The 24060-nt window shown below is 73.2% G+C and carries 24 protein-coding genes; 11 read left to right on the forward strand and 13 right to left on the reverse strand.

What is annotated here, in order from left to right; translation table 11 throughout:
- Positions 1 to 1494: a glycosyltransferase family 39 protein gene (locus tag LCD33_RS14795; RefSeq protein WP_224968050.1), complete on the reverse strand. Its 1494-nt coding sequence runs from the start codon at positions 1492 to 1494 to the stop codon at positions 1 to 3.
- 184 nt (positions 1495 to 1678) lie between these two features.
- Here LCD33_RS14795 and LCD33_RS14800 point away from each other — a divergent pair, with 184 nt between their 5' ends.
- Complete coding sequence (locus tag LCD33_RS14800; RefSeq protein WP_224959031.1) at positions 1679 to 2926, forward strand: histidine kinase; 1248 nt, start codon at positions 1679 to 1681, stop codon at positions 2924 to 2926.
- A gap of 25 nt (positions 2927 to 2951) precedes the next feature.
- Positions 2952 to 3605 carry a response regulator transcription factor gene (locus LCD33_RS14805; protein WP_224959030.1) on the forward strand — a complete coding sequence of 218 codons (654 nt, stop codon included), beginning with the start codon at positions 2952 to 2954 and terminating at the stop codon, positions 3603 to 3605.
- Positions 3606 to 3687: 82 nt separating this feature from the next.
- On the opposite strand, the gene LCD33_RS14810 is transcribed toward LCD33_RS14805, so the two are convergent.
- From LCD33_RS14810 to clpS, 6 genes are all read right to left on the reverse strand, one after another.
- Complete coding sequence (locus LCD33_RS14810) at positions 3688 to 4638, reverse strand: PLP-dependent cysteine synthase family protein (protein ID WP_224959029.1); 951 nt, start codon at positions 4636 to 4638, stop codon at positions 3688 to 3690.
- A 32-nt stretch (positions 4639 to 4670) separates the two neighbouring features.
- Complete coding sequence (locus LCD33_RS14815) at positions 4671 to 4949, reverse strand: MoaD/ThiS family protein (RefSeq protein ID WP_224959028.1); 279 nt, start codon at positions 4947 to 4949, stop codon at positions 4671 to 4673.
- Between the two features lie 83 nt (positions 4950 to 5032).
- Positions 5033 to 5488 carry a M67 family metallopeptidase gene (locus LCD33_RS14820; RefSeq protein WP_308011279.1) on the reverse strand — a complete coding sequence of 152 codons (456 nt, stop codon included), beginning with the start codon at positions 5486 to 5488 and terminating at the stop codon, positions 5033 to 5035.
- Between the two features lie 94 nt (positions 5489 to 5582).
- A complete protein-coding gene (locus LCD33_RS14825) occupies positions 5583 to 6620 on the reverse strand; it encodes a P1 family peptidase (RefSeq protein ID WP_224977955.1) in 1038 nt (345 codons plus the stop codon).
- A gap of 170 nt (positions 6621 to 6790) precedes the next feature.
- Positions 6791 to 7354, reverse strand: a complete 564-nt coding sequence (locus tag LCD33_RS14830) for a DUF2017 domain-containing protein (RefSeq protein WP_224959026.1) — start codon at positions 7352 to 7354, stop codon at positions 6791 to 6793.
- Positions 7355 to 7358: 4 nt separating this feature from the next.
- A complete protein-coding gene (gene clpS, locus LCD33_RS14835; RefSeq protein WP_184477241.1) occupies positions 7359 to 7652 on the reverse strand; it encodes an ATP-dependent Clp protease adapter ClpS in 294 nt (97 codons plus the stop codon).
- A 105-nt stretch (positions 7653 to 7757) separates the two neighbouring features.
- On the opposite strand from clpS, the gene LCD33_RS14840 reads away from it, so the two are divergent.
- The 8 genes from LCD33_RS14840 (at position 7758) to LCD33_RS14875 (ending at position 16289) form a co-directional block, all read left to right on the forward strand.
- Complete coding sequence (locus LCD33_RS14840) at positions 7758 to 9068, forward strand: nicotinate phosphoribosyltransferase (protein WP_224959025.1); 1311 nt, start codon at positions 7758 to 7760, stop codon at positions 9066 to 9068.
- Positions 9065 to 9643: an isochorismatase family protein gene (locus LCD33_RS14845; RefSeq protein ID WP_255615171.1), complete on the forward strand. Its 579-nt coding sequence runs from the start codon at positions 9065 to 9067 to the stop codon at positions 9641 to 9643. The genes LCD33_RS14840 and LCD33_RS14845 overlap by 4 nt, the downstream gene beginning before the upstream one ends.
- A gap of 202 nt (positions 9644 to 9845) precedes the next feature.
- Positions 9846 to 11882, forward strand: coding sequence for an ATP-dependent DNA helicase (locus tag LCD33_RS14850; RefSeq protein WP_374228486.1), 2037 nt, complete (start codon positions 9846 to 9848; stop codon positions 11880 to 11882).
- 108 nt (positions 11883 to 11990) lie between these two features.
- Positions 11991 to 12557, forward strand: coding sequence for a biotin transporter BioY (locus LCD33_RS14855; RefSeq protein WP_224959024.1), 567 nt, complete (start codon positions 11991 to 11993; stop codon positions 12555 to 12557).
- The gene (locus tag LCD33_RS14860; RefSeq protein WP_224977956.1) at positions 12558 to 13883 is read left to right on the forward strand and encodes a class I adenylate-forming enzyme family protein; all 1326 of its coding nucleotides are present in this window, start codon (positions 12558 to 12560) and stop codon (positions 13881 to 13883) included.
- Positions 13880 to 15004 carry a thiolase family protein gene (locus tag LCD33_RS14865; RefSeq protein WP_224959023.1) on the forward strand — a complete coding sequence of 375 codons (1125 nt, stop codon included), beginning with the start codon at positions 13880 to 13882 and terminating at the stop codon, positions 15002 to 15004. Before LCD33_RS14860 ends, LCD33_RS14865 begins: the two co-directional genes overlap by 4 nt.
- A complete protein-coding gene (locus tag LCD33_RS14870) occupies positions 15001 to 15675 on the forward strand; it encodes an energy-coupling factor ABC transporter ATP-binding protein (RefSeq protein WP_224959022.1) in 675 nt (224 codons plus the stop codon). The genes LCD33_RS14865 and LCD33_RS14870 overlap by 4 nt, the downstream gene beginning before the upstream one ends.
- Complete coding sequence (locus LCD33_RS14875; RefSeq protein ID WP_224959021.1) at positions 15672 to 16289, forward strand: energy-coupling factor transporter transmembrane protein EcfT; 618 nt, start codon at positions 15672 to 15674, stop codon at positions 16287 to 16289. The genes LCD33_RS14870 and LCD33_RS14875 overlap by 4 nt, the downstream gene beginning before the upstream one ends.
- A 75-nt stretch (positions 16290 to 16364) precedes the next feature.
- Here LCD33_RS14875 and LCD33_RS14880 read toward each other — a convergent pair whose 3' ends face one another.
- From LCD33_RS14880 to ctaD, 6 genes are all read right to left on the reverse strand, one after another.
- Entirely contained in the window at positions 16365 to 16586 is a 222-nt protein-coding gene (locus LCD33_RS14880) for a hypothetical protein (RefSeq protein WP_224959020.1), read from the reverse strand.
- 666 nt (positions 16587 to 17252) lie between these two features.
- Entirely contained in the window at positions 17253 to 18101 is an 849-nt protein-coding gene (locus LCD33_RS14885) for a TIGR03619 family F420-dependent LLM class oxidoreductase (RefSeq protein WP_224959018.1), read from the reverse strand.
- 192 nt (positions 18102 to 18293) lie between these two features.
- On the reverse strand, positions 18294 to 19067 hold the full coding sequence (locus LCD33_RS14890; RefSeq protein ID WP_224959017.1) for a peptidyl-tRNA hydrolase: 774 nt from the start codon (positions 19065 to 19067) through the stop codon (positions 18294 to 18296).
- Positions 19068 to 19183: 116 nt separating this feature from the next.
- Positions 19184 to 19630 carry an SRPBCC family protein gene (locus tag LCD33_RS14895; protein WP_224959016.1) on the reverse strand — a complete coding sequence of 149 codons (447 nt, stop codon included), beginning with the start codon at positions 19628 to 19630 and terminating at the stop codon, positions 19184 to 19186.
- Positions 19631 to 19688: 58 nt separating this feature from the next.
- The gene (serB, locus tag LCD33_RS14900; RefSeq protein WP_224959014.1) at positions 19689 to 20924 is read right to left on the reverse strand and encodes a phosphoserine phosphatase SerB; all 1236 of its coding nucleotides are present in this window, start codon (positions 20922 to 20924) and stop codon (positions 19689 to 19691) included.
- A gap of 162 nt (positions 20925 to 21086) precedes the next feature.
- Positions 21087 to 22862 carry a cytochrome c oxidase subunit I gene (gene ctaD / locus LCD33_RS14905; RefSeq protein WP_224959013.1) on the reverse strand — a complete coding sequence of 592 codons (1776 nt, stop codon included), beginning with the start codon at positions 22860 to 22862 and terminating at the stop codon, positions 21087 to 21089.
- Between the two features lie 354 nt (positions 22863 to 23216).
- On the opposite strand from ctaD, the gene LCD33_RS29405 reads away from it, so the two are divergent.
- Positions 23217 to 23933, forward strand: a complete 717-nt coding sequence (locus tag LCD33_RS29405; protein ID WP_224977957.1) for a DUF305 domain-containing protein — start codon at positions 23217 to 23219, stop codon at positions 23931 to 23933.
- Positions 23934 to 24060 lie beyond the last annotated feature (127 nt).

The raw sequence follows: 24060 nt of genomic DNA on the forward strand, positions 1-24060 counted from the left end.
CTACTTCAAGCTCCGGACCTGCTCCCACAGCTGCGGCCACGGCTCCTGGCGGTCGGTGAGCAGCCACAGCGGGGTGCCGCCGCCGTCGATGCGGCGCACCGCCGCGAAGTGCGGCCGCCACGGTTCCGGGTCCTCGCCGACGAACAGCACGTCCCGCGCACCGTCGTCCGGCGTCCCGAAGTAGCCGTAGCCGCGATGCGCGCTGTGCGCCGGTGGCAGTCCGTACTCGTGGGTGTGCGCGTCGAGCATCGCAGCAAGGATGTAGCTCTCCCCCACCACCGCCGTGTGCTCCCGCTGCTGCGCGGGCAGCTGCCGGTACGCGGTGGCGACCTCTCCGGCCAGGGCCCGGTCCGCGGGCACCCCGAACGCGGTGGCCAGCATCGAGGACATCACCACGACGGCGCCCGCGGCGAGCACCGCCAGAGCGCCGGCCGGCCACGCGAGCCACGCGGCGCCGCGCCGCCCGGCCGCGGCCCGCGCTTCCCGCCTGCGCTGGAAGGCGACCGCGCCGGCCGCGAGCAGCACGCCGTACATGCCGACGACGTAGTAGGGCCGCCCGCTGGTGGCGATGTAGAAGGCGTACTGCGCGAGGGCGGCGGCCGCGATGAACCGGTAGGGGCGGAACTCGGCGGCGGTGAGCATCCGCGCCACGCCGTAGAGGCAGAGCGGGACGCCGAGAACTCCCATGTACAGCATCATCGAAAGGGCCGCGCCGCTCCGGCCGCCGCTGAGGATCGGCGTCTCCGCCTGGACCACTTCGCTCATCGCCAGCTGCGGCCACCCGTGCGCCGCCTGCCAGATCAACGTCGGTGCCGCGATGACCAGTGCGATCCCGATGCACCCCCAGAACTTCGGGCGGCGCAGCAGGTCCCGCGGACCGAACACCAGCAGGCAGAGCAGCAGCGCCGCGCAGAGCACCGCGACGTGCACCTTCACCTGCATCGTGACCCCGATGACGCCGCCGAGGCCGAGCAGCAGCCGATCGTCGGCCCGCCCTTCCGCGTGCTGCCGGCACCAGCGCACCAGCAACAGGCACAGCAGCATCCACAGCGGCGCTTCCAGCGTGTACGGGGTGATCCAGTGCGCGACCAGCGAGGTCCACAGCCCCGTCGCGAACCCCAGCCCCGCGAGCACCTGGCTGCGCCGGTCGCCGCCGAACTCCCGCGCCAGCGACCCGGCGAGCAGCACGCCGCCTGCCGAGATCAGCACGGCGGGCAGGCGCAGCACGATCATGGAGCCGGGAGCGAGCCAGCCCATCGCACCGGCCAGCAGCGGCGCGAGCGGCGGCTGGTCGACGTAGCCCCAGTCCGGGTGGTACCGGCCCGCGGCCAGCATGTACACCTCGTCGATCCAGTACCCGCCGAACGCCCCCACCACGAGGTGGACCACCGCGAACGCGGCCGCGACGAGCAGCAGCGGACGGCGGGCGAACGCGGGCGGCCCCGCGGTGGTGGACGGTGGCCGCGCCGCGGTGGCGCGCACTTCGGTATGCATGGTCTCCCCCAGGAGGATTCGCGATCGAGGACCATTCCACTCCACCCGGGGCACCCGGCGCGACGGTTTTCGGTCGGTTCTCGCTGTGACGGAAGTCGTGCGCTGGTACGACTTTCGTAGGTTCGCGGCCGACGGCGGTGTGGATTCCGGCGGTTCGCCCCGGTTCCGCGGCTACGGTGTGGCTGTGCAACGCCCGCTGTGGCGACACCTCTGGGACACCCCGCGCGATGCGGTGTTCGACGTGGTGCTGGTCGCCGTCCTGTTCCCGCTCGGCCCGATCCTGGCCGTGTTCTTCCCGCCGGACGTGCCGCCGCAGGACTTCCGGTGGCTCGGCGGGGAATGGGTCGCGCAGGTGGTGCTGAACCTGTTCACGCTGGGCCTGCTGGTGCGGCGCCGCTACCCGGTGGTGCTGCTGGCCGTCGCGCTGGTGATGATGCTGGTGCACCTCGTCGCGGTGAGCACGGGGACCGGGGCGCTGTTCTCGATCAACCAGCACTCCGATCCGTGGATGCCCGGGGAACTGCCGTTCCTCACCTACGCGTTCGCCGCGTTCGAGACGCGGGCCCGGTGGCGCGCCGCCGGCTGGGTGCTGGTCGCCGCGGTGGTGTTCACGGCGCTGCGGCCGTGGACGAACCCGGACGGCGAGACGTTGAACAACGCGGTCTGGGTGACGGCGTTCCCGGCGCTGCTCGGACTGTGGACCGGCGCGCGGCGGCGGCTGGTGGCGGCGCTGCGGGACCGGGCGGAGCGAGCCGAACGCGAGCAGCACCTGCTGGCCGAGCAGGTGCGCACCGAGGAGCGGGCGAAGCTGGCCTCGGAGATGCACGACGTGGTCACGCACCGGGTGAGCCTGATGGTGCTGCAGGCGGGCGCGTTGGGGGTGACCGCGCAGGACGGGGCGACCCGGCGGGCCGCCGAGGAGCTGCGGGCCGGCGGCTGCCAGGCGCTGGACGAGCTGCGGGACTTCCTCGGCGTGCTGCGCTCCGGCGAGCAGCGGCCGGACGTGGTCGCCGAGTCGGCGCTGCCCGACCTGTCCGAGCTGGTCGCCGAGTCGGAGTCGGTGGGCGTCCCGGTGCGGCTCACCGAGCTCGGCGAGTCGACCGCGGTGTCCCCGGCGGTGGGCAGGACCGCCTACCGCGTGGTGCAGGAGGCGCTGACGAACGTGCACAAGCACGCGCCGGGCAGCGAGGTGCTGGTGCACGTGGAGTACGACGCGGACCGGGTGCGGCTGGCGGTGCGCAACACGCGCCCCGATCCCGCGGGCGGGGGCGAGCTCGCCGCCAGCGGTTCGGGGGCCGGGTTGCTGGGCCTGCGGCAGCGGGTGGAGCTGGTCGGCGGGACCTTCCGGTCCGGTCGAACCGGGGACGGGGGGTTCGAGGTCGGTGCCATACTCCCCGGGTACGTGCCCACGGCCGAAGCCGGATCGGGCTAGGCCCGCGGTGAACGGGGTTTCCGTGGTGAGCGAGACGGTCCGCGTCGTCGTGGTCGACGACGAGCCGATGGTGTGCGCGCACCTGCGCACGATCCTCGGCTCGGCACCGGACGTCGAGGTCGTGGGCGACGCGCAGGACGGGGCCGCGGCGGTCGAGGCCGTGGTGCGGCACCGGCCGCACGTGGTGCTGATGGACCTGCGGATGCCGGGCGTGGACGGGTTGACCGCGACGGAACGCATCGCGCGGCTGCCCGAGGCGCCCGCGGTGGTGGTGCTGACGACGTTCGACGCGGACCAGCACGTGCTGCGGGCGCTGCGGGCCGGGGCGTCCGGTTTCCTGGTGAAGTCGACTCCGCCGGAGGATCTGATCGGCCTGGTGCGGGTGGCGGCGGACGGGCACACCGTGCTGTCCCCGCAGGCGGCGAAGCGCCTGGTGGCCGCGTCGGACGGGACCGGGAGGCAGCGCGCGCAGGAGGCGGTCCGCGAACTCACCGACCGGGAGCGGGAGGTGCTGGCGGGGATCGGCGACGGCCTGTCCAACGCGCAGATCGGCGAACGGCTCTTCCTGTCGGAGGCGACGGTGAAGGGCTACGTGTCCCGGACCTTGGTGAAGCTGGAGTGCGCGAACCGGGTGCAGGCCGGGTTGATCGCCCACGAAGCGGGCCTGACCGAACGCTGACCGCCGATCCGCAACGCACGCCCCCGGGAACGGCGGAAGGCCCACCCGAGGCGTGCTCGGATGGGCCTTCCGCTCGCCGGGCTCAGGCCCAGAGCTGTCCGTCGAGGCGCTGCGCGGCCTCGTCGAGGGTACCGCCGTAGGCACCGGTGGACAGGTACTTCCACCCGGCGTCGGCGACCACGAACACGATGTCCGCCGACTCCCCGGCGGCGGCGATCTTCTCGCCGATGGTGAGCGCCGCGTGCACCACGCCCCCGGTGGAGATCCCGGCGAAGATCCCCTCCGATTCCAGCAGCTGCCGAGTGCGCCGCAACGCGTCGTAGGAGCCGACGGAGAACCGCCGGGACAGCACGTCCGGGTCGTAGAGCTCCGGCACGAAGCCCTCGTCGAGGTTGCGCAGCCCGTACACGAGTTCGCCGTAGCGCGGTTCGGCGGCGACGATCTGCACGCCCGGCTTCTGCTCCCGCAGGTACCGGCCCACGCCGACGAGGGTGCCGGTGGTGCCCAGCCCCGCGACGAAGTGCGTGATGCCCGGCATGTCCCGCAGGATCTCCGGCCCGGTCCCCCGGTAGTGCGCGTCGGCGTTCGCGGAGTTGCCGTACTGGTAGAGCATCACCCAGTCCGGGTTCTGCTCGGCCAGTTCCTTGGCGACCGCGACGGCCTGGTTGGAGCCGCCCGCCGCGGGCGAGGACACGATGCGCGCGCCGAAGGCCTGCAGGATCTGCCTGCGCTCCTCGGAGGTGTTCTCCGGCATCACGCACACCAGGCCGTAGCCCTTGAGCTTCGCGGCCATCGCCAGCGAGATGCCGGTGTTGCCGGAGGTGGGCTCCAGGATGGTGCAGCCGGTGGTGAGCCTGCCTTCCTTCTCCGCCGCTTCGATCATGGACAGCGCCGCGCGGTCCTTGATCGAACCGGTCGGGTTCCGGTCTTCCAGCTTCGCCCAGAGCCGCACGTCAGCGGCGGGCGAGAGGTTCGGCAAGCCCACCAGCGGGGTGTCACCGAGCGCGTCGAGCAGCGAGTCGTAGCGGGCCACGACGAGCCTCCTGTCTCAGCGGCGGTGGGAGATCAGCGCATGCCGCCGGCGACGGCGGGCAGGATCGTCACGTTGTCCCCGTCGGCCACGCTGGCCTCCAGGCCACCGGCGAAGCGCACGTCCTCGTCGTTGACGTAGACGTTGACGAAGCGGTGCAGCGAGCCTTCCTTGACCAGGCGGTCCTTGAGGCCGCCGTGCTTGCTGTCGAGGTCGTTGATGACCTCGGCGACGGTGCTGCCGCTGGCTTCGACGGACTTCTGCCCGTCGGTGTGGCTGCGCAGGATGGTGGGGATCGAGACCTTGATTGCCATGATGGGAACCTCCCTGTCCACGAGGACTACTGAACGGAACTTGCGCACGCCGCAACCCGCCGCGGCGGGGCGGCGGGAGCGGCTCAGCCCTGGTCGGGCACCTCGTCGGCGCCGGTGTGGGCGAACATGTACGACTCCACGATCTGCACCGGCTCCTCGGTCACCACGCCGTCGAGGATCCGGTAGGAGCGCAGTTCGTGGGTCTCCGGGTCCCTGGTGGACACGAGGACGTAGTGCGCGTTGGGCTCCGAGGCGTAGGAGACGTCGGTGCGCGACGGGTACGCCTCGGTGGCGGTGTGCGAGTGGTAGATGACGACGGGCTCCTCGTCGGCCTCGTCCATCCCCCGCCACACCTTGAGCTGCTCGCCGGAGTCGAACCGGTAGAACGTCGGCGAGCGCTCCGCGTTGATCATCTCGATGAGCCGCTCGGGGCGGTCCGACCCGTCGGGACCGGCGATGACGCCGCACGCCTCGTCCGGGTGGTCCCGTCGAGCGTGCGCGACCATCGCGTCCACGAGGTCACGTCGAATCACCAGCACAGGCACCATCCTACTATGTGGGGCACCGGTGTCCAGCATGCGGAACTCCCGCGGTCCGGTGCCGTTTGCGGGATCAACGTCCGCCCACCTTGGTTCATTCCCGCGCCGAGGGGTAGAGGCTCGTGTACGACGTCACCTCGCCGACGGGTTCGGCGGCGAGCACGGCCCGCACGATCGCCCGGCGCACCACGCCGGCGGCGACGGCGCACACCTCGTCGAGCACCGGAACCCACTGCGCACCGGGCTCGCGTTCCCCGGTGGCGAGCGCGAACACCGTGTCACCGTCGGCGAGGGAGTGCGCGGGCCGGATGGCCCGGGCGAGCCCGTCGTGGGCGGCGACGGCGATCCGCTTGCAGTGCGCTTTGGTGAGCGCGAGGTCGACGGCGACGACGCCGATGGTGGTGTTCAAGGGGCGGGACGCGGTGCCGTGCCGGGAGGGGCGGCCCGCGGTGGGCCCGGTGCGGGCGCGGCCGGCGACGACCTCGGCTTCGGCGGGGGCGCGCAGCCCGGGGTGGCCGTCCCAGGGCAGTCCGGTCTCCGGGTCGATCACGGAGCCGAGGGAGTTGACCGCGAACAGCGCGCCGACGGTGACATCGATGCCGAGCGCCGCGCTGTGGAACACCTCGCCCGCGGTGCCGATGCCGCCCTTGAGCGAGCCGGCGACGGCGCCGGCGCCCGCGCCAACGTTGCCCTCGCGGGACTCCTCGGCGGTGGCGGCGTCGCAGGCGAGGCGGCCGAACTCGGCGCCGGGCCGGTTGCCCCAGTCCCCCATCGGCAGGTCGAACAGCACGGCGGCGGGCACCACCGGCACCACTTCGTGGGCGTGGGGGCCGACCCGGAAGCCGTAGCCGCGGTCGGCGAGCCAGCTCATCGCGCCGTCGGCGGAGGCGAGCCCGTAGGCGCTCCCGCCGGTGAGCACCACGCCGTGCGCCTGCGCGACGAGGTGGGTCGGTTCGAGCACGTCGGTCTCGCGGGTGCCGGGGCCGCCGCCGCGCACGTCCACCGCGGCGGTCGCGCCGCCGGGGGTGAGCACCACGCTCGTCCCGGTGGCCCACCGCTCGTCCAGCCGCTGGTGGTGCCCGACGAGCACCCCGCCCACGTCCACGATCGAATCCCGCGTCCCGGCAGCCATCCCCCCATCCTGCCGCAGGGAGAGACTCGGAAACCGAGACCGAGCAACCCGCCGCCCGATCTACCTCTTGTCAGCGGCAAAGCCGCTGAGCAGCGACCACCAAAGCAAAAGGACCACCCGCGGGTTCCGCCACCCCACCCGAAAATCAGGCTGGGGAACGAAGAATTCCCTCAAGAAGAGACCGCGTCGACCAGGCTGTCCTGGACCCAGGTGAGCCACTGGTACACCCCGAGGTGCTCCCGCCGCAGGTCGTCCTCCGGCGGTTCCTCCGGCATGTCGTCCTGCACGTCGAGTGCGGTGCCGAGCGCGAGCCGCACGTCGTTGAGCGCGGCCATCCAGTTGTCGGCCTGCTCGCCGCTGAGCACGACCCGGCCGCCTTCGCGGGGGCAGGTGTCGAGGACGACGGCGGCGACGCCGGTCTTGACGTCGAGCAGTTCGGGTTCGTAGAGGGAGCGCATGGCGCCCGCGGCTTCGGGCTGCTCCTCGTCCGTCTCCCCGGTTTCGGGGTCGCGGCGGTAGAAGTCGGGCAGCAGCCGTCCGAGGACCCGGTCCTCGGGCGGGGTGGAGGGACCGGTGCGGATGCCGGTGAGTTCGGCGAGCTCGTCCTGCGGCGTCTCCTCGGCGCGCGCGGTGAGCATGTCCTTGATCTGGCCGACGAGCCCCCGGATCACGGCCGCTTCCTGCTGGGAGAGCTCGGCGACGACGTGCCCGTTCTTGCGAGTCCAGCCGTTCACGTGATCACGAGTCTTTCTGCATCGTGGCCCACAGGCCTGCGGCGTGCAGTTTCGCGACGTCGCCCTCGACCTTCTCCTTGGCGCCCGAGGACACGGCGGCCCGGCCCTTGTTGTGGACGTCGAGCATGAGCTTGGTCGCGTGGTCCCGGCTGTAACCGAAGATCTTCTGCAGAACGTAGGTCACGTAGGACATCAGGTTCACCGGGTCGTTCCAGACCACGGTGACCCACGGCTTGTCCTCGTCTCCGAGTTCAGCCGGTTCCAGTTGCGCGCGCTCCAGTTCAGCGGGCGAGGTCATGTCCCCATGTTCGCACGCGGGCACGGAGCGCATGTCGACCGCACGGTCAATTCGGGCACGACCTGCGGAGGGGGCGGGCGGTCGCGGCCACGTAACCTCTGATCCATGACGGCCGCTGCCAGTACCGCGTTGCGCACAGATCATTACGAGCTGACCATGCTGGCCAGCGCCTTGCGGGATGGGACCGCGGAGCGCCGGTGCGTGTTCGAGGCGTTCACCCGGCGGTTGCCGGACGGTCGCCGCTACGGCGTGGTCGGCGGCACGGAGCGGGTGCTGGAGGCGATCGAGAACTTCCGCTTCGACGAAGCCGAGCTGGAGCGCCTTGCCGAGGATCATGTGGTCGATGAGACCACCCTCTCGTGGTTGCGCGACTACCGGTTCCGCGGCGACGTGGACGGTTACCCGGAAGGGGAGCTGTACTTCCCGGGTTCGCCGCTGCTGACGGTGCGCGGCACGTTCGCCGAGGCGGTCATCCTGGAGACCGTCATCCTGTCGATCATGAACCACGACAGCGCGATCGCCGCGGCGGCCGCGCGGATGGTGTCGGCGGCCAACGGCAGGCGGATCATCGAGATGGGGTCGCGCCGCACCCACGAGGAGTCGGCGGTGGCCGCGGCCCGCGCCGCCTACCTGGCCGGGTTCACCGCGACCTCGAACCTGGAGGCGGGCCGCCGCTACCGGATCCCGACGGCGGGCACCTCGGCGCATTCGTTCACGTTGCTGCACGACTCCGAGCGTGCCGCGTTCGAGTCGCAGATCGCCGCACTTGGCGCGGACACGACACTCCTGGTGGACACCTACGACATCTCGCGCGGCATCGCGACGGCGGTGGAGGTGGCGGGTCCGGGGCTGGGCGCGGTGCGCATCGACTCGGGTGATGTCGGCGTGCTGGCGCGGCAGGCGCGGGAGCAGCTGGATTCGCTGGGCGCGACGGGCACCCGGATCGTCGTGTCCGGCGATCTGGACGAGTACGCGATCGCCTCGCTGCGCGCGGAACCGGTGGACGGCTACGGGGTGGGCACATCGCTGGTCACCGGTTCGGGGGCGCCGACGGCGGGCATGGTCTACAAGCTGACCGACGTGGAGGGCCGGCCGGTCGCGAAGCGCAGCACGCACAAGGAGTCCCGCGGCGGCACGAAGTCGGCGCTGCGCAGGCACAAGGACACGGGCACCGCGCTGGAGGAGGTCGTGTTCCGCACCGGTCGCGGTTTCGAGGACCCGAAGGCGGGCCCGCACGACCGGGTGGTGCCGATCCCGCTGGTCCGCGGTGGCGAGCGGGTCGAGGACCTGCCGACGCTGGAGGACAATCGGGAGCGCCTGCGGCACGCCTTGGTGAGCCTGCCGTGGGAGGGCTTGAAGTTGTCCAGCGGGGAGCCCGCGATCCCGACGGTGTTCCAGGCGGAGGAGACGGCATGAGCGCTGCGGTGCGCGCGCTGCTGGTCGTGGACGTGCAGCTCGACTTCTGCGAGGGCGGCGCGCTGGCCGTGGCCGGTGGGGCCGGGGTGGCGGCGGCGATCTCCCGGCACGTGGCGGAGTCCGAGTACGCGCACGTGGTCGCCACCCGCGACTACCACGTGGACCCGGGCGGCCACTTCAGCTCGGAGCCGGACTACGTGCGGTCCTGGCCGGTGCACTGCGTGGCGGGCACGGCGGGCGCGGCGTTCCACCCGGAGCTGGAGGTGGGTCCGGTGCGGGCCGTGTTCTCGAAGGGACGTTTCGACGACGGCTACTCGGGTTTCGAGGGCGTCGACGGCGACGGCCGCGGCCTCGCCGAGTGGCTGGCCGAGCGCGGGGTCACCGAGGTGGACGTGGTGGGCATCGCGACCGATCACTGCGTGCGGGCGACGGCGTTGGACGCGGCGGCGGCCGGGTTCGCGACGACCGTGCTGCTGGACCTGACGGCGGGCGTCGCGCGGGCCACGGTCGACGCGGCGCTGGACGAGCTGCGCGCGGCGGGGGTGCGCGCCACGGGGACCCCGGTGGTGGCGTGACGTCGGGTGCACGGCCCGATGCACCCGCTCGGGGCGTCGGAGGTGGCCGGTAGCGTTGCCGGGCGTGCCAGGTTCTGTTCCGCAGTGGTCCGATCCGGACGTGTTCGCGCTCGACGACGATGACGAGCTCCCACCCGAGATCGCCGCCGACCTGGCGTCGCAGGGACCGCCCGAACGCCGCAAGCAGCGCCGGGACGAACCGATCACGGCGAAACCACCGGAGCGGATCCCGGACCTGGCGACGCTGCTGGGCCTGGCGGTGAGCTCCGTCGGCGGCTCCGAACGCGAGGGCCAGTCGCGGATGGCGGCGGCCGTCGAGCACTCCATCGCCTCCGGCGAGCACCTCGCCGTGCAGGCCGGGACCGGCACCGGGAAGTCGCTGGCCTACCTGGTGCCCGCTATCCGGCACGCCGTCGCCGCCGCCACCACCGTGGTGATCTCGACGGCCACGATCGCCCTGCAGCGCCAGCTCGTCGACCGCGACCTGCCCCGGCTGTCGAAGGCGCTCGCCGACGCGCTCGGCAGACCGCCGACCTTCGCGATCTTGAAGGGCCGCCGCAACTACCTGTGCCTGAACCGGGTCGAGGGCGGCGCTCCAGCCGAACCGGAGGAGGGCGCGCTGTTCGACCCGTTCGCCGCCTCCGCGCTGGAACGCCAGGTCAAACGGGTCCGCGAATGGGCCACCGAGACCGAGACCGGGGACCGCGACGAGCTGGTGCCCGGCGTCACCGACCAGGCGTGGCGGCAGCTGTCGGTGACCGCGAAGGAATGCCTCGGCGTGCACCGCTGCCCCATCGGCACCGACTGCTTCGCCGAACGCGCCCGCGGTGAGGCGGGCCGCGCCGACGTCGTCGTCACCAACCACGCGCTGCTGGCCATCGACGCCCTCGACGACCGGCCGGTGCTGCCCGAGCACGACGTCGTCGTGGGCGACGAGGCGCACGACCTCGTCGACCGGGTCACCTCCGCCGCGACCGGCGAGCTGTCGGCGAACCAGGCGAAGCTCGCCGCGCGGCGCTGCGGGCGTGCCATCGACCAGGGCATCGCCGACCGGCTCGACGAGGCCGCCGAAGGGCTGGAGATCGTCCTCGCCGACGCCCGGCCGCAGCGGCTGGAGGAGATGCCCGAAGCGCTCGGCGGTGCGCTCACCGCGTTGCGCGACGCCGCGGCCGCCTGCACCACCGCGCTCGGGCCGGAGCGCAAGGAGGACCCGGACGGCAGCAGCGCCCGCAAGCTCGCGCTCGCCGTCACCGAAGAGGTGCACGACAACGCGGTGCGGCTGCTCGACGCCTTCGACGAGCCGGAGGGGCAGCGCCGCGACGTGGTGTGGGTCGCCGCCGAACCGAACCGGGTGCCCGCGGTGAAGGTCGCGCCGCTCGGCGTCGGCGGGCTGCTGCGGGAACGGCTGTTCGGGCAGCGCACGACGGTGCTCACCTCGGCGACGCTGGCGCTCGGCGGGTCCTTCGACACCCTCGCCCGGCAGTGGGGGCTGCCGCCCGAGCGCACGGCCTCCCCCGCCGCGGGCATGGCCAGCGGCAAGGAGGTGCCGTCCGACTCCGGTGGCCCGAAGTGGACGGGGCTGGACGTCGGCTCGCCGTTCGAGCACCAGCGCAGCGGGATCCTCTACGTCGCCCGGCACCTGCCGCAGCCCGGGCGGGACGGGTTGCCGCCGGAATACCTCGACGAGCTCACCGAACTCGTCGAGGCCGCCGGGGGCCGCACCCTCGGGTTGTTCTCCTCGATGCGGGCCGCGCGGCAGGCGTCCGAGGAACTGCGGGGGCGGCTCGGCACGCCGGTGCTGTGCCAGGGCGAGGACAACACGGCGCAGCTCGTCGCCAAGTTCGCCGCCGACCCGGCGACGTCCCTGTTCGGGACCTTGTCGCTGTGGCAGGGGGTGGACGTGCCCGGGGATTCGCTGCAGCTCGTGGTGATGGACCGGATCCCGTTCCCCAGACCGGACGACCCGTTGGCCTCGGCGCGGCAGAAGGCGGTCTCCGCGCACGGCGGCAACGGTTTCCTGACCGTGGCGGGCACGCACGCGGCGCTGCTGCTGGCGCAGGGTGCTGGGCGGCTGCTGCGGTCCTCGCACGACCGGGGGGTCATCGCGGTGCTCGACCCGCGGCTGGCCACCGCCCGCTACGGAGGGTTCCTACGGGCTTCGCTGCCCCCGTTCTGGACGACGCACGATCCGCAGGTGGTGCGGGGTGCGCTGACGCGGCTGAACGCGGCGGCGGGCTGAGCTCGTGCACGGGTCGCCGGGTGTCCACGATGTGGCGCAGGTCTTTCCGCCCCGGCCCCGCCTGCGGGTACGTTGACGCCGATCCCCTGATCCTCATGAGGAGGCGTCGTGCCCGCGCAGCGCACCGAACCGGCCGCGGACCTGGCCAGGACCGTGGTGTTCGCGGCGTTCATCGCCGTGCTCGGGTTGTTCCCCGGCCTGTACCTGGCGGGCGCGGCGGTGCCGGTGGTGCTGCAGAACATGGGGCCGCTGCTGGCGGGCAGCATCCTGGGGGCGCGCCGGGCGGGCGCCTCGGTGCTGCTGTTCCTGGCGCTGGTGGCGATCGGGCTGCCGCTGCTGTCCGGTGGTCGGGGCGGCATCGCCCCGTTCGCGGGCCCGAGCGGCGGGTTCGTGATCGGCTGGTTGCTCTCGGCGGTCGTGGTGGGGCTGATCGTGCAGCGCGGACTGCCGCGGCCCGGGTTGCCGCTGCTGCTGGCCGCGAACCTGGCGGGCATCGCCGCGGACTACCTGATCGGCATCCCGTACTGGGCGGCGTTCACGGGTGATCTGGGTGCGGCGGCCGTGCAGTCGCTGGTGTTCGTGCCTGGCGACGCGGTGAAGCTGGTGCTGGTGTCGCTGGTGGCGGCGGCGGTGCACCGGGCGCTGCCGTCGTCGCCGGCCGGGGCGCGGCGCTGAATGCTCCCGGCACTGATCTCGCGGGTGACCTGCGGCGACGTGGCCTCGGACGGCGCGGAGCTGCGGCGTCGCGCGCACGGTGCGGCGCGGGCGCTGGCGGGCGTGCGGCGGGTCGCGGTGGACGAACCGGATCCGGTGCACCGGTTGTGCTGGCTGCTGGGGGCCGAGCTGGCGGGCGCGGCGGCGCTGGTGGTGGATCCGGACTGGTCGCGGCGGGACGAGGTGCTGGCGGACGCGGCGCCGGAGGTCGTGGTCTCGGGCGCGCCGGAGCCGGGCGATCCGGTCGCGCGGCGGGGTGACGAGCGCACCTGGTTCTACCTGCCGACGACGTCGGGCAGCAGCGGGGTGCCGAAGGTGCTGGTGCGGTCGCGGCGTTCCTGGTCGGAGAGCTTCCGGGCGCTGGACGTGCCGCTCGGCCCGGACGACGCGGTGCTGGTGCCGGGCCCGTTGAGCTCCTCGCTGTTCCTGTTCGGCGCCGTGCACGCGCTGCACGGGGGCGCGTCGCTGCGGTTGCTGCGCCGCTGGTCGGCGACGGCGGCGGCCGCGGCGTGCCGGGACGCGACGGTGGTGCACGTGGTGCCCGCGATGCTGGCGGCGCTGCTGTCGGTGTGGGAGCGCGAGCCGGAACCGCGCCCCCGGCTGCGGCTGGTGGTGTGCGGTGGTGCGGCGGTGGACGCGGAGCTGGAGGCCCGGCTGCACCGGGTGCTGCCGGGGTGCGAGCTGCTGGAGTACTACGGGGCGGCGGAGCTGTCGCTGGTGGCGGTGCGGCGCGGTGAGCCGCGGCTGCGCCCGGTGGTGGAGGTGGACGTGCGCGACGAGTCCGGCGCGTCCCTCCCGCCGGAGGTGCCGGGTGCGTTGTGGGCGCGGTCCGAGCTCGTCTGCGACGGCCACCTGCGCGGCGGTGTCCTCGTGCCCGCCGCCCCCGGCTGGCGCGGGGTGGGTGATCGGGCGGTGCGCCACGAGGACGGCACGGTGACGGTGCTGGGTCGCGCCGGGTCGGTGATCGGCACGGGCGGGCACCTGGTCGCCGCGGAAGAGGTGGAGGCGGTGCTGCGCGCGGTCGGCGGGGTGCTGGACGTGGTGGTGGCGGGGACGCCGCATCGGCGGCTGGGCGCGCTGGTGACCGCGGTGCTGGAGGTCGATCCGGGATCACCGCCGACGCGGGCGCGGCTGCGGGACGCGACCCGGCGTCTGGAGCCGGCGAAGCGCCCGCGGCGGTGGCTGGTGCTGCCCGAGCTGCCCCGCACTCCGGCGGGGAAACCGGCGCGGGCCGAGGTGGCGCGGCTGCTGCGGGACGGTGCGCTCGACGCGGAGGTGCCCGCGTGAGCGATCGCGAACCGGTGGTGATCGCCGCCCGCCGCAGCCCCGTCGGCGAGGTCGGCGGCGCGTTGAAGCACTGGGAGGTGGATCGGCTGGCCGCCCCGGTGCTGGCGGCGGTGCTGCGGGATTCGGGCTTGGATTCGGTGGACGACGTGCTGCTGGGCAACGTGCTGGGCCCGGGCGGGAATCCGGCGCGGGTGGCGGCGTTGCGCGCCGGGCTCGGCCTGGAGGTGCCGGGCATGTCGGTGGATCGGCAGTGCGCGAGCGGGTTGAGCGCGATCGTGGCGGCGGCGGCGCTGGTGCGCGGCGGCGCCGGGGAGCGCTACCTGGCCGGTGGGGTGGAGAGCGCGTCGACGGCGCCGTGGCGGGCGCACCGGCCCCGGTCGGCGGGGGAGCCGCCGCGGTTCTACTCGCGTGCCCCGTTCGCGCCCGCCGACCTGGGCGATCCGGACATGGGTCCGGCCGCGGACCTGGTGGCGGCGGAGGCGGGCGTGTCGCGGCGGCGGCAGGACGAGTTCGCGGCGCGCAGCCACGCGCGCGCGGTCGCCGCGCAGGACGCGGGCCGGTTCGATGCGGAGCTGGTCGATGTCAGCGGGCTGCGGGACGAGCGGCCGCGGCGCGGTTTCACCCCGGAGCGGCTGGCCCGGTTCCGCCCGGCGTTCACGGCGGACGGCACCGCGACGGCGGCGAACTCGTGCGGGATCAGCGACGGCGCCGCGGCGGTGCTGGTCACCAGCGAGCGGGAGCGCCGGCGGCTCGGGGTGCCGGGGCTGCGGCTGGTGGCCGAGCGCACCTGCGGGGTCGATCCGAACCGGTTGGGCCTGGGCGCGGTGCCCGCGTTGCGGCACGTGCTGCGCGACCGGCCCGCTCCGGAGCTGGTGGAGTTCACCGAGGCGTTCGCCGGTCAGGTGCTGGCCTGCACCGATGCGGCCGGGATCGACGAGCGCGCGGTGTCCCCGGACGGCGGCGCCATCGCGCTCGGGCACCCCTGGGGCGCGTCCGGCGCGGTCCTGGTGGTGCGATTGTTCAGCCGCATGGTGCGCGAGGACGGGCCGCGCACCGGGGTGGCGGCCCTGTCCTCCGGTGGCGGGCTGGGCGTGGCGACGGTGTGGGAGCGAGTGGAGTGATCGAGTTCGAGGGCGTCGGGCACGCCTACGGCGAGCACGCGGTGCTGGACGGCGTGGACCTGCGGCTGCCGGAGAAGCGGGTCGCGTTCGTGGGGGCGAACGGGTCCGGCAAGTCCACCCTCGCCCGCATGATCAACGGGCTGGTGTCGCCGACGCGCGGGCGGGTGCTGGTGGACGGGTTGGATCCGGCGCGGGAGGGCCGGGCGGTGCGCCGCCGGGTCGGGTTCGTGTTCACCAACCCGGACAGCCAGATCGTGATGCCGACGGCCGGGGAGGACGTCGCGTTCTCGCTGCGCAGGCACGGCGTGCCGAAGGCGGAGCGGGAGCGGCGGGCGGCGGAGGTGCTGGCCCGGCACGGCCTCGACGGCTACGCGGAGCACCCGGCGCACCAGCTCTCCGGTGGGCAGAAGCAGCTGCTGGCGCTGTGCTCGATGCTGGTGCTGGAGCCGGACGTGCTGGTGTGCGACGAGCCGACGACGCTGCTGGACCTGCGCAACAAGCGGCACTTCGTGGAGCTGCTGCAGCAGCTGCCGCAGCAGGTGGTGCTGGTGACGCACGACCTGCACCTGCTGGACGGCTTCGACCGGGTGGTGGTGATCGACGAGGGCCGGGTGGCCGCGGACGACGCCCCGGCGGCGGCGCTGGCGCACTACCGGGAGCTGGCCGGATGAGCCCGATCGGCCTGTACGAGCCGGGGTCGAGCGTGCTGCACCGGACTCCGGCCGGGGTCAAGTTCGTGCTGCTGCTGGCGTTCGCGGTGCTGATCTTCCTGCTGGGTTCGCCGGTGGCGCTGGGCGCGGTGGTGGCCGGGGTGCTGCTGGGCTACGCGGTGGCGCGGATCCCGCCGCGGCGCTGCTGGCAGGTGTCCCGGCTGCTGCTGCCGCTGCTGGCGGTGATCTTCCTCCTGCAGTGGTGGACGCTGGGGGCGCAGCAGGCGGGCGTGGTGACGTTGCGGCTGCTGGCGGCGATCGCGGCGGCGAACCTGTTCACGTTGACCACCCGGGTCGACGACCTGGTGTCGGCGGTGGAGCGCGGGTTGTCGCCGCTGCGGCGCGTCGGGGTCCGCCCGGAGCGGGTGGGCTTGCTGGTGGGGTTGACCTTGCAGGCCGTCACCGCGCTGTCGATCATCGCGGCGGAGACGCGGGAGGCGCAGCGGGCCCGGAACGCGGACCGGTCGCCGAGCGCGTTCGCCGTCCCGTTCCTGGTCCGCACGCTGCGCCACTCCGACGAGTTGGGTGAAGCCCTCGCCGCGCGCGGAGTCGGGGACGACGAGCCGGCCCGCTGACCGACGAATTCCCCCGCCGCGTGGACGGGGGAATTCGTGCGGAGACGCGAGGCCGGGCTGTTCCGGCGCCGGTTCTCAGCCGCGCACGAGGTCGGTCGGACCTTCCGGATCGTCGGTGGTCGGCGCGCACATCAGCGGGCCCGGGTCACCGTCGGCGGCGTGCTGCATGAGCACGTCGGAGCACTCGGCGGAGGTGTCGTAGTGCCCGATCACCACTTCTTCGGCAAGCGCGGTACCCGCGCCGAGCGCGGAGAAGGCGGCGGTGCACAGGGCCAGGGTGGTCAGCGTCTTGCGCATGCGGGGTTCCTTTCGGGTCGCTTCGTACGTTCACCCCGGACGCTACGGACGAGGTGATCGGGAGCGAGGCGAGGCGCGGCGACGGACCGGGGAACCCCTCGGCGCGCGATTCCGCCAAGGGCAGGAGGAACGGGCAGGCCCTCGGCTGCTGCCACGAGCCGGGCGCGGCGTTCGCGACGTCGGCGGCGATCGGGCGGCCATCGGGCGTTCGGGCGGCGATCGGATGGTCGGCGACGAGCGGGAGCCCGGCGACAACCGGCACATCGGCGACAACCGGGAAATCGGCGGCGACCGGGAAATCGGCGGCGACCGGGAGTCCGGCGATGAGCGGATGTTCGGCGACGACCCGGAGTTCGGCGGCGTGAGTTCCGGCGGCACCACCGCTGATCGGGCGACGCGAAGCGCTGGACCGGGTGATTCCGGCCCAGCGCTTCGCCGCACTCCCCTCGGTGGTCGCGGGGCCCGCCCCGCGGGCTCCACGGCCCCGGTCGCCCCCCTGGGGCGATCGACGCGGCCGGCGGGCGGTCCACCCGCCCCCTCGCGCCGGTCTCCGCAGGTCTCCGCCGCCGGGCACCGAGTGAAGCGCCTCCGGCGCGTCCGCGGGCGCGTCGCTCGGCGTTCGACGGGAGAACCCTCACCGAAGCGCCGGGGCGCTGCTCGAACGGGTCAGGACCGCCCGATGCCGAGCCGTTCGGCGTGCCGCGCCAAGTAGCTCCGCACGTCGTCGGCGGGCGCGTCGGGCAGTCCCCAGATCGCTTCCGCGACACCGCAGTCGGCCCATTCCGCGAGCAGGTCCGGCGTGGGCTTCCGGGTGGCCAGCACGCGGATCTCCGGTGCGCCCGCCCGGCCCGCCTCGGCCCAGGCCGTCCGCAACCGGTCCGCACCGCCGGGCACGTCGGTGTCGGCGGGGGTGGTGATCCAGCCGTCGGCGTGCGCGGCGATCCACGCGAAGGTCTTCGGCCCGGCGCCCGCCCCGATCAGCACCGGGATGCGGGACGGTTTCGGGTAGGCCCAGGACGGCCCGAAGCGCACGAACTCGCCGGAGTACTCGGCCTCCTCCTCGGTCCACAGCGCGCGCATCGCCTCCAGGTGCTCGCGCAGCGCGGTCCGGCGCCGGTGCGCGGGCACCTGGTGGTCGGCGAGCTCGTCGGTGTTCCAGCCGAACCCGGCTCCCAGCACGACCCGGCCGCCGGAGAGCAGGTCGAGCGAGGCGATCGTCTTGGCGAGCGCGATGGGGTCGGATTCGACGGGCAGCGCCACCGCCGTGGCCAGCTCGATCCGGGTGGTGAGCGCGGCGGCCGAGCTCAGGCTCACCCACGGGTCCAGGGTGCGCAGGTAGCGGTCGTCGGGCAGGTCGGCGCCGCCGGTGCCGGGGTGCGCGGCGGTGCGCTTGATCGGGATGTGGGTGTGCTCGGGGACGTAGAAGGTGTCGAACCCGGCCTGCTCGGCCGCCTGCGCGGCCTGGCCCGGGGTGATCCCGCGATCGCTGGTGAACAGCACGATGCCGTGGCGCAACGGACTTCCCCTCTCCCGCGTCGTCGCGTGGAAGGAGCCTGGTGGGGTATCGACCCTAGCAAGCGTTCGGTCGAGCGCCCAAGGACCAGGAGCGGAACCGTTGCGGCACAGGGGAATCCCGAAGGTCGAGCACGCGGACTACGTTCGGCGCGGCGCCCCGGTGACCGGCGCGGACCCGCGCCGCGGGAACCGTCAGCGCCACTGCCCGAGGACGGTCACGGTGCCCGGGTCGACCTCGGTGAACCCGGCGTCGCGGACCGCGGCCACGCCGTCGCGGCGCCACGCCGTCTCCGCGTCGTCACCGGGCAGCAGCCGCGCCCAGGTCGCCGGGTCCGCGGTCCGCACCGAGCAGGGCAGGCCGGCCGCCGACCAGCGTGCCACCTCGTGGGCGCGGCCTTCGCCGTGCAGCAGCGCGGCGAGGAACATGGTGGCGTGCCCGACCTGCGCGGCGGACTTGCCCGCGCTCATCGGCACGTGCGGGTTCAGCCACAGCACCGGCGCGTCCGGGCGCGGCGGGCCCGGTTCGTCGGCGTCGAGTTCGCTGCCGGAGATCTGCAGCCGGGTGAGCTCCTTCGGCATGTCGGCGACGCGCGAGGGCAGGAACGCCCGCACCTCGGCGCCGTCCACCTCGACGGTGCGGCCGGGGAGGTCCTGCACGGCGGCCCAGTGCGCGCCGCGGGCCCGCCGGGACACCTTGCGGATGCGGCCGGAGGTCCAGCGGTGCAGCTGCTCGTGCCACTCCCCGCCGGGCTCGGCCCGCTCGTCCAGGCACACCGCGAGCGCGGCGGAGGCCGCCGCCTCCAGCAGCGCGGTGCGGCCGGGCGGGGTGCCGCGTTCGATGCGCAGCACCATCGGCATCAGCACGACCTCGTCCGGGTCCTCGTCGGAGGTGTCCGCGGTCGCTTCGGTGGGCATCGCCAGCCAGGAGGCGTAGCGGGTGAGCAGGGGGTCGAGCACGTCGGGCACCCCCCGATTGTCCCCTGCTCCCGGGCCGCGGCGGTGGCGACGGATCTCTCATTCCGCGGCGGCCGGCGGCGCGGGCGGACCGTTCGTGCGGGGCGAACGGTCCACCGGCTCCGGGCTCACGCCTCCGCGGTGGCCTTGAGCCGTTGCAGCGTCTTCTCCATCCCGCCCCGGAACGAGGCGGCGAGCTTCTCCTCGCCCCCGGCCAGCCGGTTGAGCGTGTTCACCACGAACTTCTTGCTCTTCGAGGTGTCGCGCTGCTCGGTCACCACGGTGCCGTCCCCGTCCGGGGTGAGCAGGTAGCGCCACACGGTGTCGTGCGCGGTGGTGCGGAAGGAGAACTCGCGGCCGCGTTCGGCGCTCTCGATGACGTTCGGCGTCGGGAAACCGGTCTTGTTGAAGCCGATGAACCTGGCCCCGGCGACGGGTTCCCGCACCTTCCCGCGCCAGCTGCAGCGCCACAGGTCCGGACTCCACTCCGGCATCCGGGTGATGTCGGCGAGCAGGTCCCAGACCTTCTCCGGGGCCGCCTCGATGCGCAAGGACACCTCGTCCACGTCGGTCATCTCCGTTCGACTCGTGATCTCCACCCGTCAACGACCGCGACGCGGACGGGGTTCCGGGTCACGCTTCGAGCGGAACGCGCCGCAGCACGCCGTCCTCGGCGTCGGCGAGTTCCACTTCGGCGCGGGTCACGCCGAGCACGAACAGGATCGCGTCGAGGAACGGGTGGGACAGCGCGGTGTCGGCCACCTCGCGCAGCGCGGGTTTCGCGTTGAACGCGACGCCGAGCCCGGCGGCGGAGAGCATGTCGATGTCGTTGGCGCCGTCGCCGACGGCGACGCACTGCCCGGACGGCACGCCGAACTCGGCGGCGAACCGGCGCAGCGCACGGGCCTTGCCGGGCCGGTCGACGATCTCGCCGATGACGCGGCCGGTGAGCTTGCCGTCGACGACCTCCAGCTCGTTGGCGGCGCTGAAGTCCAGCCCGAGCTCGGCGACGAGGTGGTCGATGATCTGGGTGAACCCGCCGGAGACGACGCCGGTGTGGAACCCGAGCCTGCGCAGGGTGCGCACGGTGGTGCGCGCGCCGGGGGTGAGTTCGAGGTCGGCGGCGACCTCGTCGAGCACGGTGGCGGGCAGCCCTTCGAGCACGGCGACGCGCTCCCGCAGCGACTCGGCGAAGTCCAGTTCGCCGCGCATGGCGCGCTCGGTGACCTCGCGGACCGCTTCTTCGCAGCCGGCCTTGGCGGCGAGCATCTCGATGACCTCGCCCTGGATGAGCGTGGAGTCCACGTCGAACACGACGAGCCGCTTGGCCCGCCGGGTCAGCCCGGCGCGCTCGACGGCCACGTCCACGCCGAGCCCGGCGGACAGGTCGCCCATCTCGGAGGTGAGCAGCGCCCCCATCTCGTCGCTGGAGTCGGGGGCGGTGACCTGCAGTTCGAGCCCGGTGACCGGGTAGTCGGCGACGCGGCGGATGGAGTCGATGTTGACGTTCATCGCGGCGAGTCGGCGCGCGACCTCGGTGAAGCTGCGGGCGGACACCGGGTGCCCGAGCACGACGACGACGTGCGTGGCGGCCCGCTTCGCCGGGTCGCCGTCGGGCGCGCCGATCAGCACGTCCACGGCCATGCCGACGGTGGCCATGGCCTGCTCGACGGCTTCCTGGAGGTGTTCGGCGTCGCCGTCGGTGGAGACCAGCACGCCGAGCACCAGCCGGTCGTGGATGACGACCTGTTCGACGTCGACGATGTCCACCCCGTGCGCGGTGAGGGCGGCGAACAGCACGGAGGTGACCCCCGGCTTGTCCTGCCCGGTCACGGTGATCAGCACGGTGGTGGGTTTCGGCGTGCTCACGGCTGCCGGCACTCCTTTCCGGTCGGGAACACGAGAAACCCCGGCAGACCTGGGGTCTGCCGGGGCTCGTACTTCAGAGCCGACTCACCTTGGCACAGCGGTGCGGTGCGGCGGTAGCGCGCACGTCACGTTGCGCTCCCGCGGTGCCGCCGGTGGGTGCGGTCACTTCTCCCTGGCGTCGCGGTCCCCGCCCTGCTCGGGCGGCGTGACGGCCTGGGCGGCCTTCTCCGAGGGCGCGGCGTGCGCCAGCGGCTTGCCGGTGAGGCCGACGTGCGCTTCGAGGCGCATCCGCTCCGCGACGTGCGGGTAGTGCAGCTCGAACGCCGGGCGCTCGGACCGGATCCGGGGCAGCTCGGTGAAGTTGTGCCGCGGCGGCGGGCAGGACGTGGCCCACTCCAGGGAGTTGCCGTAGCCCCACGGGTCGTCGACGTCGACGATCTCGCCGTACCGGTAGCTCTTGAACACGTTCCACAGGAACGGCAGCATCGAGGCACCGAGGATGAACGCACCCACGGTGGACAGCGTGTTCAGCGCGGTGAAGCCGTCGGATTCCAGGTAGTCCGCGTACCGCCGGACCATGCCCTCGTTGCCCAGCCAGTGCTGCACCAGGAACGTGGTGTGGAAGCCGATGAACGTCAGCCAGAAGTGCAGCTTGCCGAGGCGCTCGTCCATCATGCGGCCGGTCATCTTCGGGAACCAGAAGTAGATCCCGGCGAAGGTCGCGAACACGATGGTGCCGTAGAGCACGTAGTGGAAGTGCGCCACCACGAAGTACGTGTCCGAGACGTGGAAGTCGATCGGCGGGGCGGCCAGCAGCACGCCGGTCAGACCGCCGAACAGGAACGTCACCAGGAACCCGACGCTGAAGATCATCGGCGTTTCGAAGGTCAGCTGGCCGCGCCACATGGTGCCGATCCAGTTGAAGAACTTCATGCCGGTCGGGATGGCGATGAGGAACGTGGTGAACGAGAAGAACGGCAGCAGCACCGCGCCGGTCGCGTACATGTGGTGCGCCCACACCACGACCGACAGCGCCGCGATGCCCAGCGTCGCGTACACCAGGCCGGTGTAGCCGAACAGCGGCTTGCGGCTGAACACCGGGAAGATCTCCGAGACGATGCCGAAGAACGGCAGCGCCACGATGTAGACCTCCGGGTGCCCGAAGAACCAGAACAGGTGCTGCCACAGGATGACGCCGCCGTTGGCGGGGTCGAACACGTGCGCGCCCAGCTGCCGGTCCGCCAGCAGACCCATCAGGGCCGCGGTCAGGATCGGGAACGCCATCAGGATCAGCACGCTGGTGACCAGGATGTTCCAGGTGAAGATGGGCATCCGCCACATCGTCATGCCCGGTGCGCGCAAGCAGACCACGGTGGTGATCATGTTGACCGCACCGAGGATGGTGCCCAGACCGGAGACGGCCAGCCCGGCGACCCAGAAGTCCGCGCCGTGGCCCGGCGAGTGCAGGGCGTCCGAGAGCGGGGTGTAGGCGAACCAGCCGAAGTCCGCGGCACCGCCCGGCAGCAGGAACCCGCTGACGACGACCAGCCCACCGAACAGGTAGAGCCAGTAGCCGAACGCGTTCAGCCGCGGGAACGCGACGTCCGGCGAACCGATCTGCAGCGGCAGGATGTAGTTCGCGAAGCCGAACAGGATCGGCGTCGCGTACAGCAGCAGCATGATCGTGCCGTGCATCGTGAACAGCTGGTTGTACTGCTCCTGGGACAGGAACTGCATCCCGGGAACGGCCAGCTCCCCGCGGATCAGCATCGCCATCAACCCGCCCACGATGAAGAACGCGATCGAGGTGACGAGGTAGAGGATGCCGATCTGCTTGTGGTCGGTGGTGCGGAACATCCGCGCCAGGAACGACCCCTTGACCGTTTGGCGCGCCGGATAGGGGCGCGTGGCTATCGGCTGTGGCGCGACGGCCGTCACGGTGCCTCCTGCACTGTTCCTCGTGATTGCGCGGACCCGCTGGCGGGACCGCCCGACCCGGTCGGGTCGGCGCGTCGGCTGCGACGCGCCCAGGAATCAGGTGGCCTGCGCCCGGCACGATCGCTGCCGTCTGCGGATAGTAGTCCGGCCGCCGCGTGCTCCTGCGGCCGGGCCGTAGCCACCCTAGTCATCGCTTCGCGCAAGGTCACCTGCGGTGAGAGGCAGGCGACACCGCGCGTCGGACACGACGTCGGCGCACCCTGGCGGCAGGGGGCTCCCCGATCGTTAGCCTGGAGCCCGACAGCCCGGCCGCCGACCGGCCGGAGACGATCACCAGCTCGGGAGAGGGCGGACGTGCAGCGAACCTCGTTCGATCGTTCCCCCAGGTCGCGGCCGCGCGACCGGCCGGGGCCGTCCGCGCCGCGAGCCCGGCTGCGGGTGCTCGCCGGGGCCGCGCTGACCTGCGGACTCGTGCTCACCGGCTGCGGCCCCGCGGAACAGCCCGCTCCCCCACCGCCCGCGCCCGCCGCGCCGCGTCCCGTCGAGGACGACGCGACCGACGGGGACGAGGTGTCGGACGACGAGGACCCCGGCGTCGAGGAACCCGAGGACGCCTCGCACACCGGCACCGACCAGGAGTTCGCCCGCCGGTTGCTCGCCCACCACCAGCTGCTGCTGGAGATCAGTTCGCTGGCCCGCGAGTCCGGCGACCCGCGGGCCGCCCGGTTCGCCGAGCGCATCGCACCGGAGCGGCAGGCCGAGGCCGACGAGCTGACCGCTTGGCTCACCGCCGTCGAAGGCGCCCCGTCCGGCAGCGCCCCCGAAGACCTCGTCACCGAGGACGACGAGCAGTCCGGGCTCCCGCACCCCGACTTGGTGGAGCGGTTGCGCACGGCGCGCGGCACCGAGTTCACCGCCCCGTTCAAGCAGGCGGTCTCCGAGCTCTACGGCTGCTCCGAGCAGCTCGCCCAGGCCGAGATGCAGGAAGGTTCCGCCGCGCAGATGCGCGCGCTGGCCGAGCGGGTCCTCGACGAGCACGACGGGGAGCGCGCCGAGCTGGCCGCGCTCTGAGCCCGTGGTGAACGGACCGTTCGTCCGGTCCGGTTGGACGAACGGGCCGTTCGCTGCGCGTTCCTCGTCCCTCCTCCGCCCGAGGCCGGCCTCGCCATGACCGCGGGTGAACGGCCTGTTCGTCCCA

It is taken from the genome of Saccharopolyspora sp. 7B, assembly GCF_020177435.1.
GTDB lineage: Bacteria > Actinomycetota > Actinomycetes > Mycobacteriales > Pseudonocardiaceae > Saccharopolyspora_C > Saccharopolyspora_C gregorii.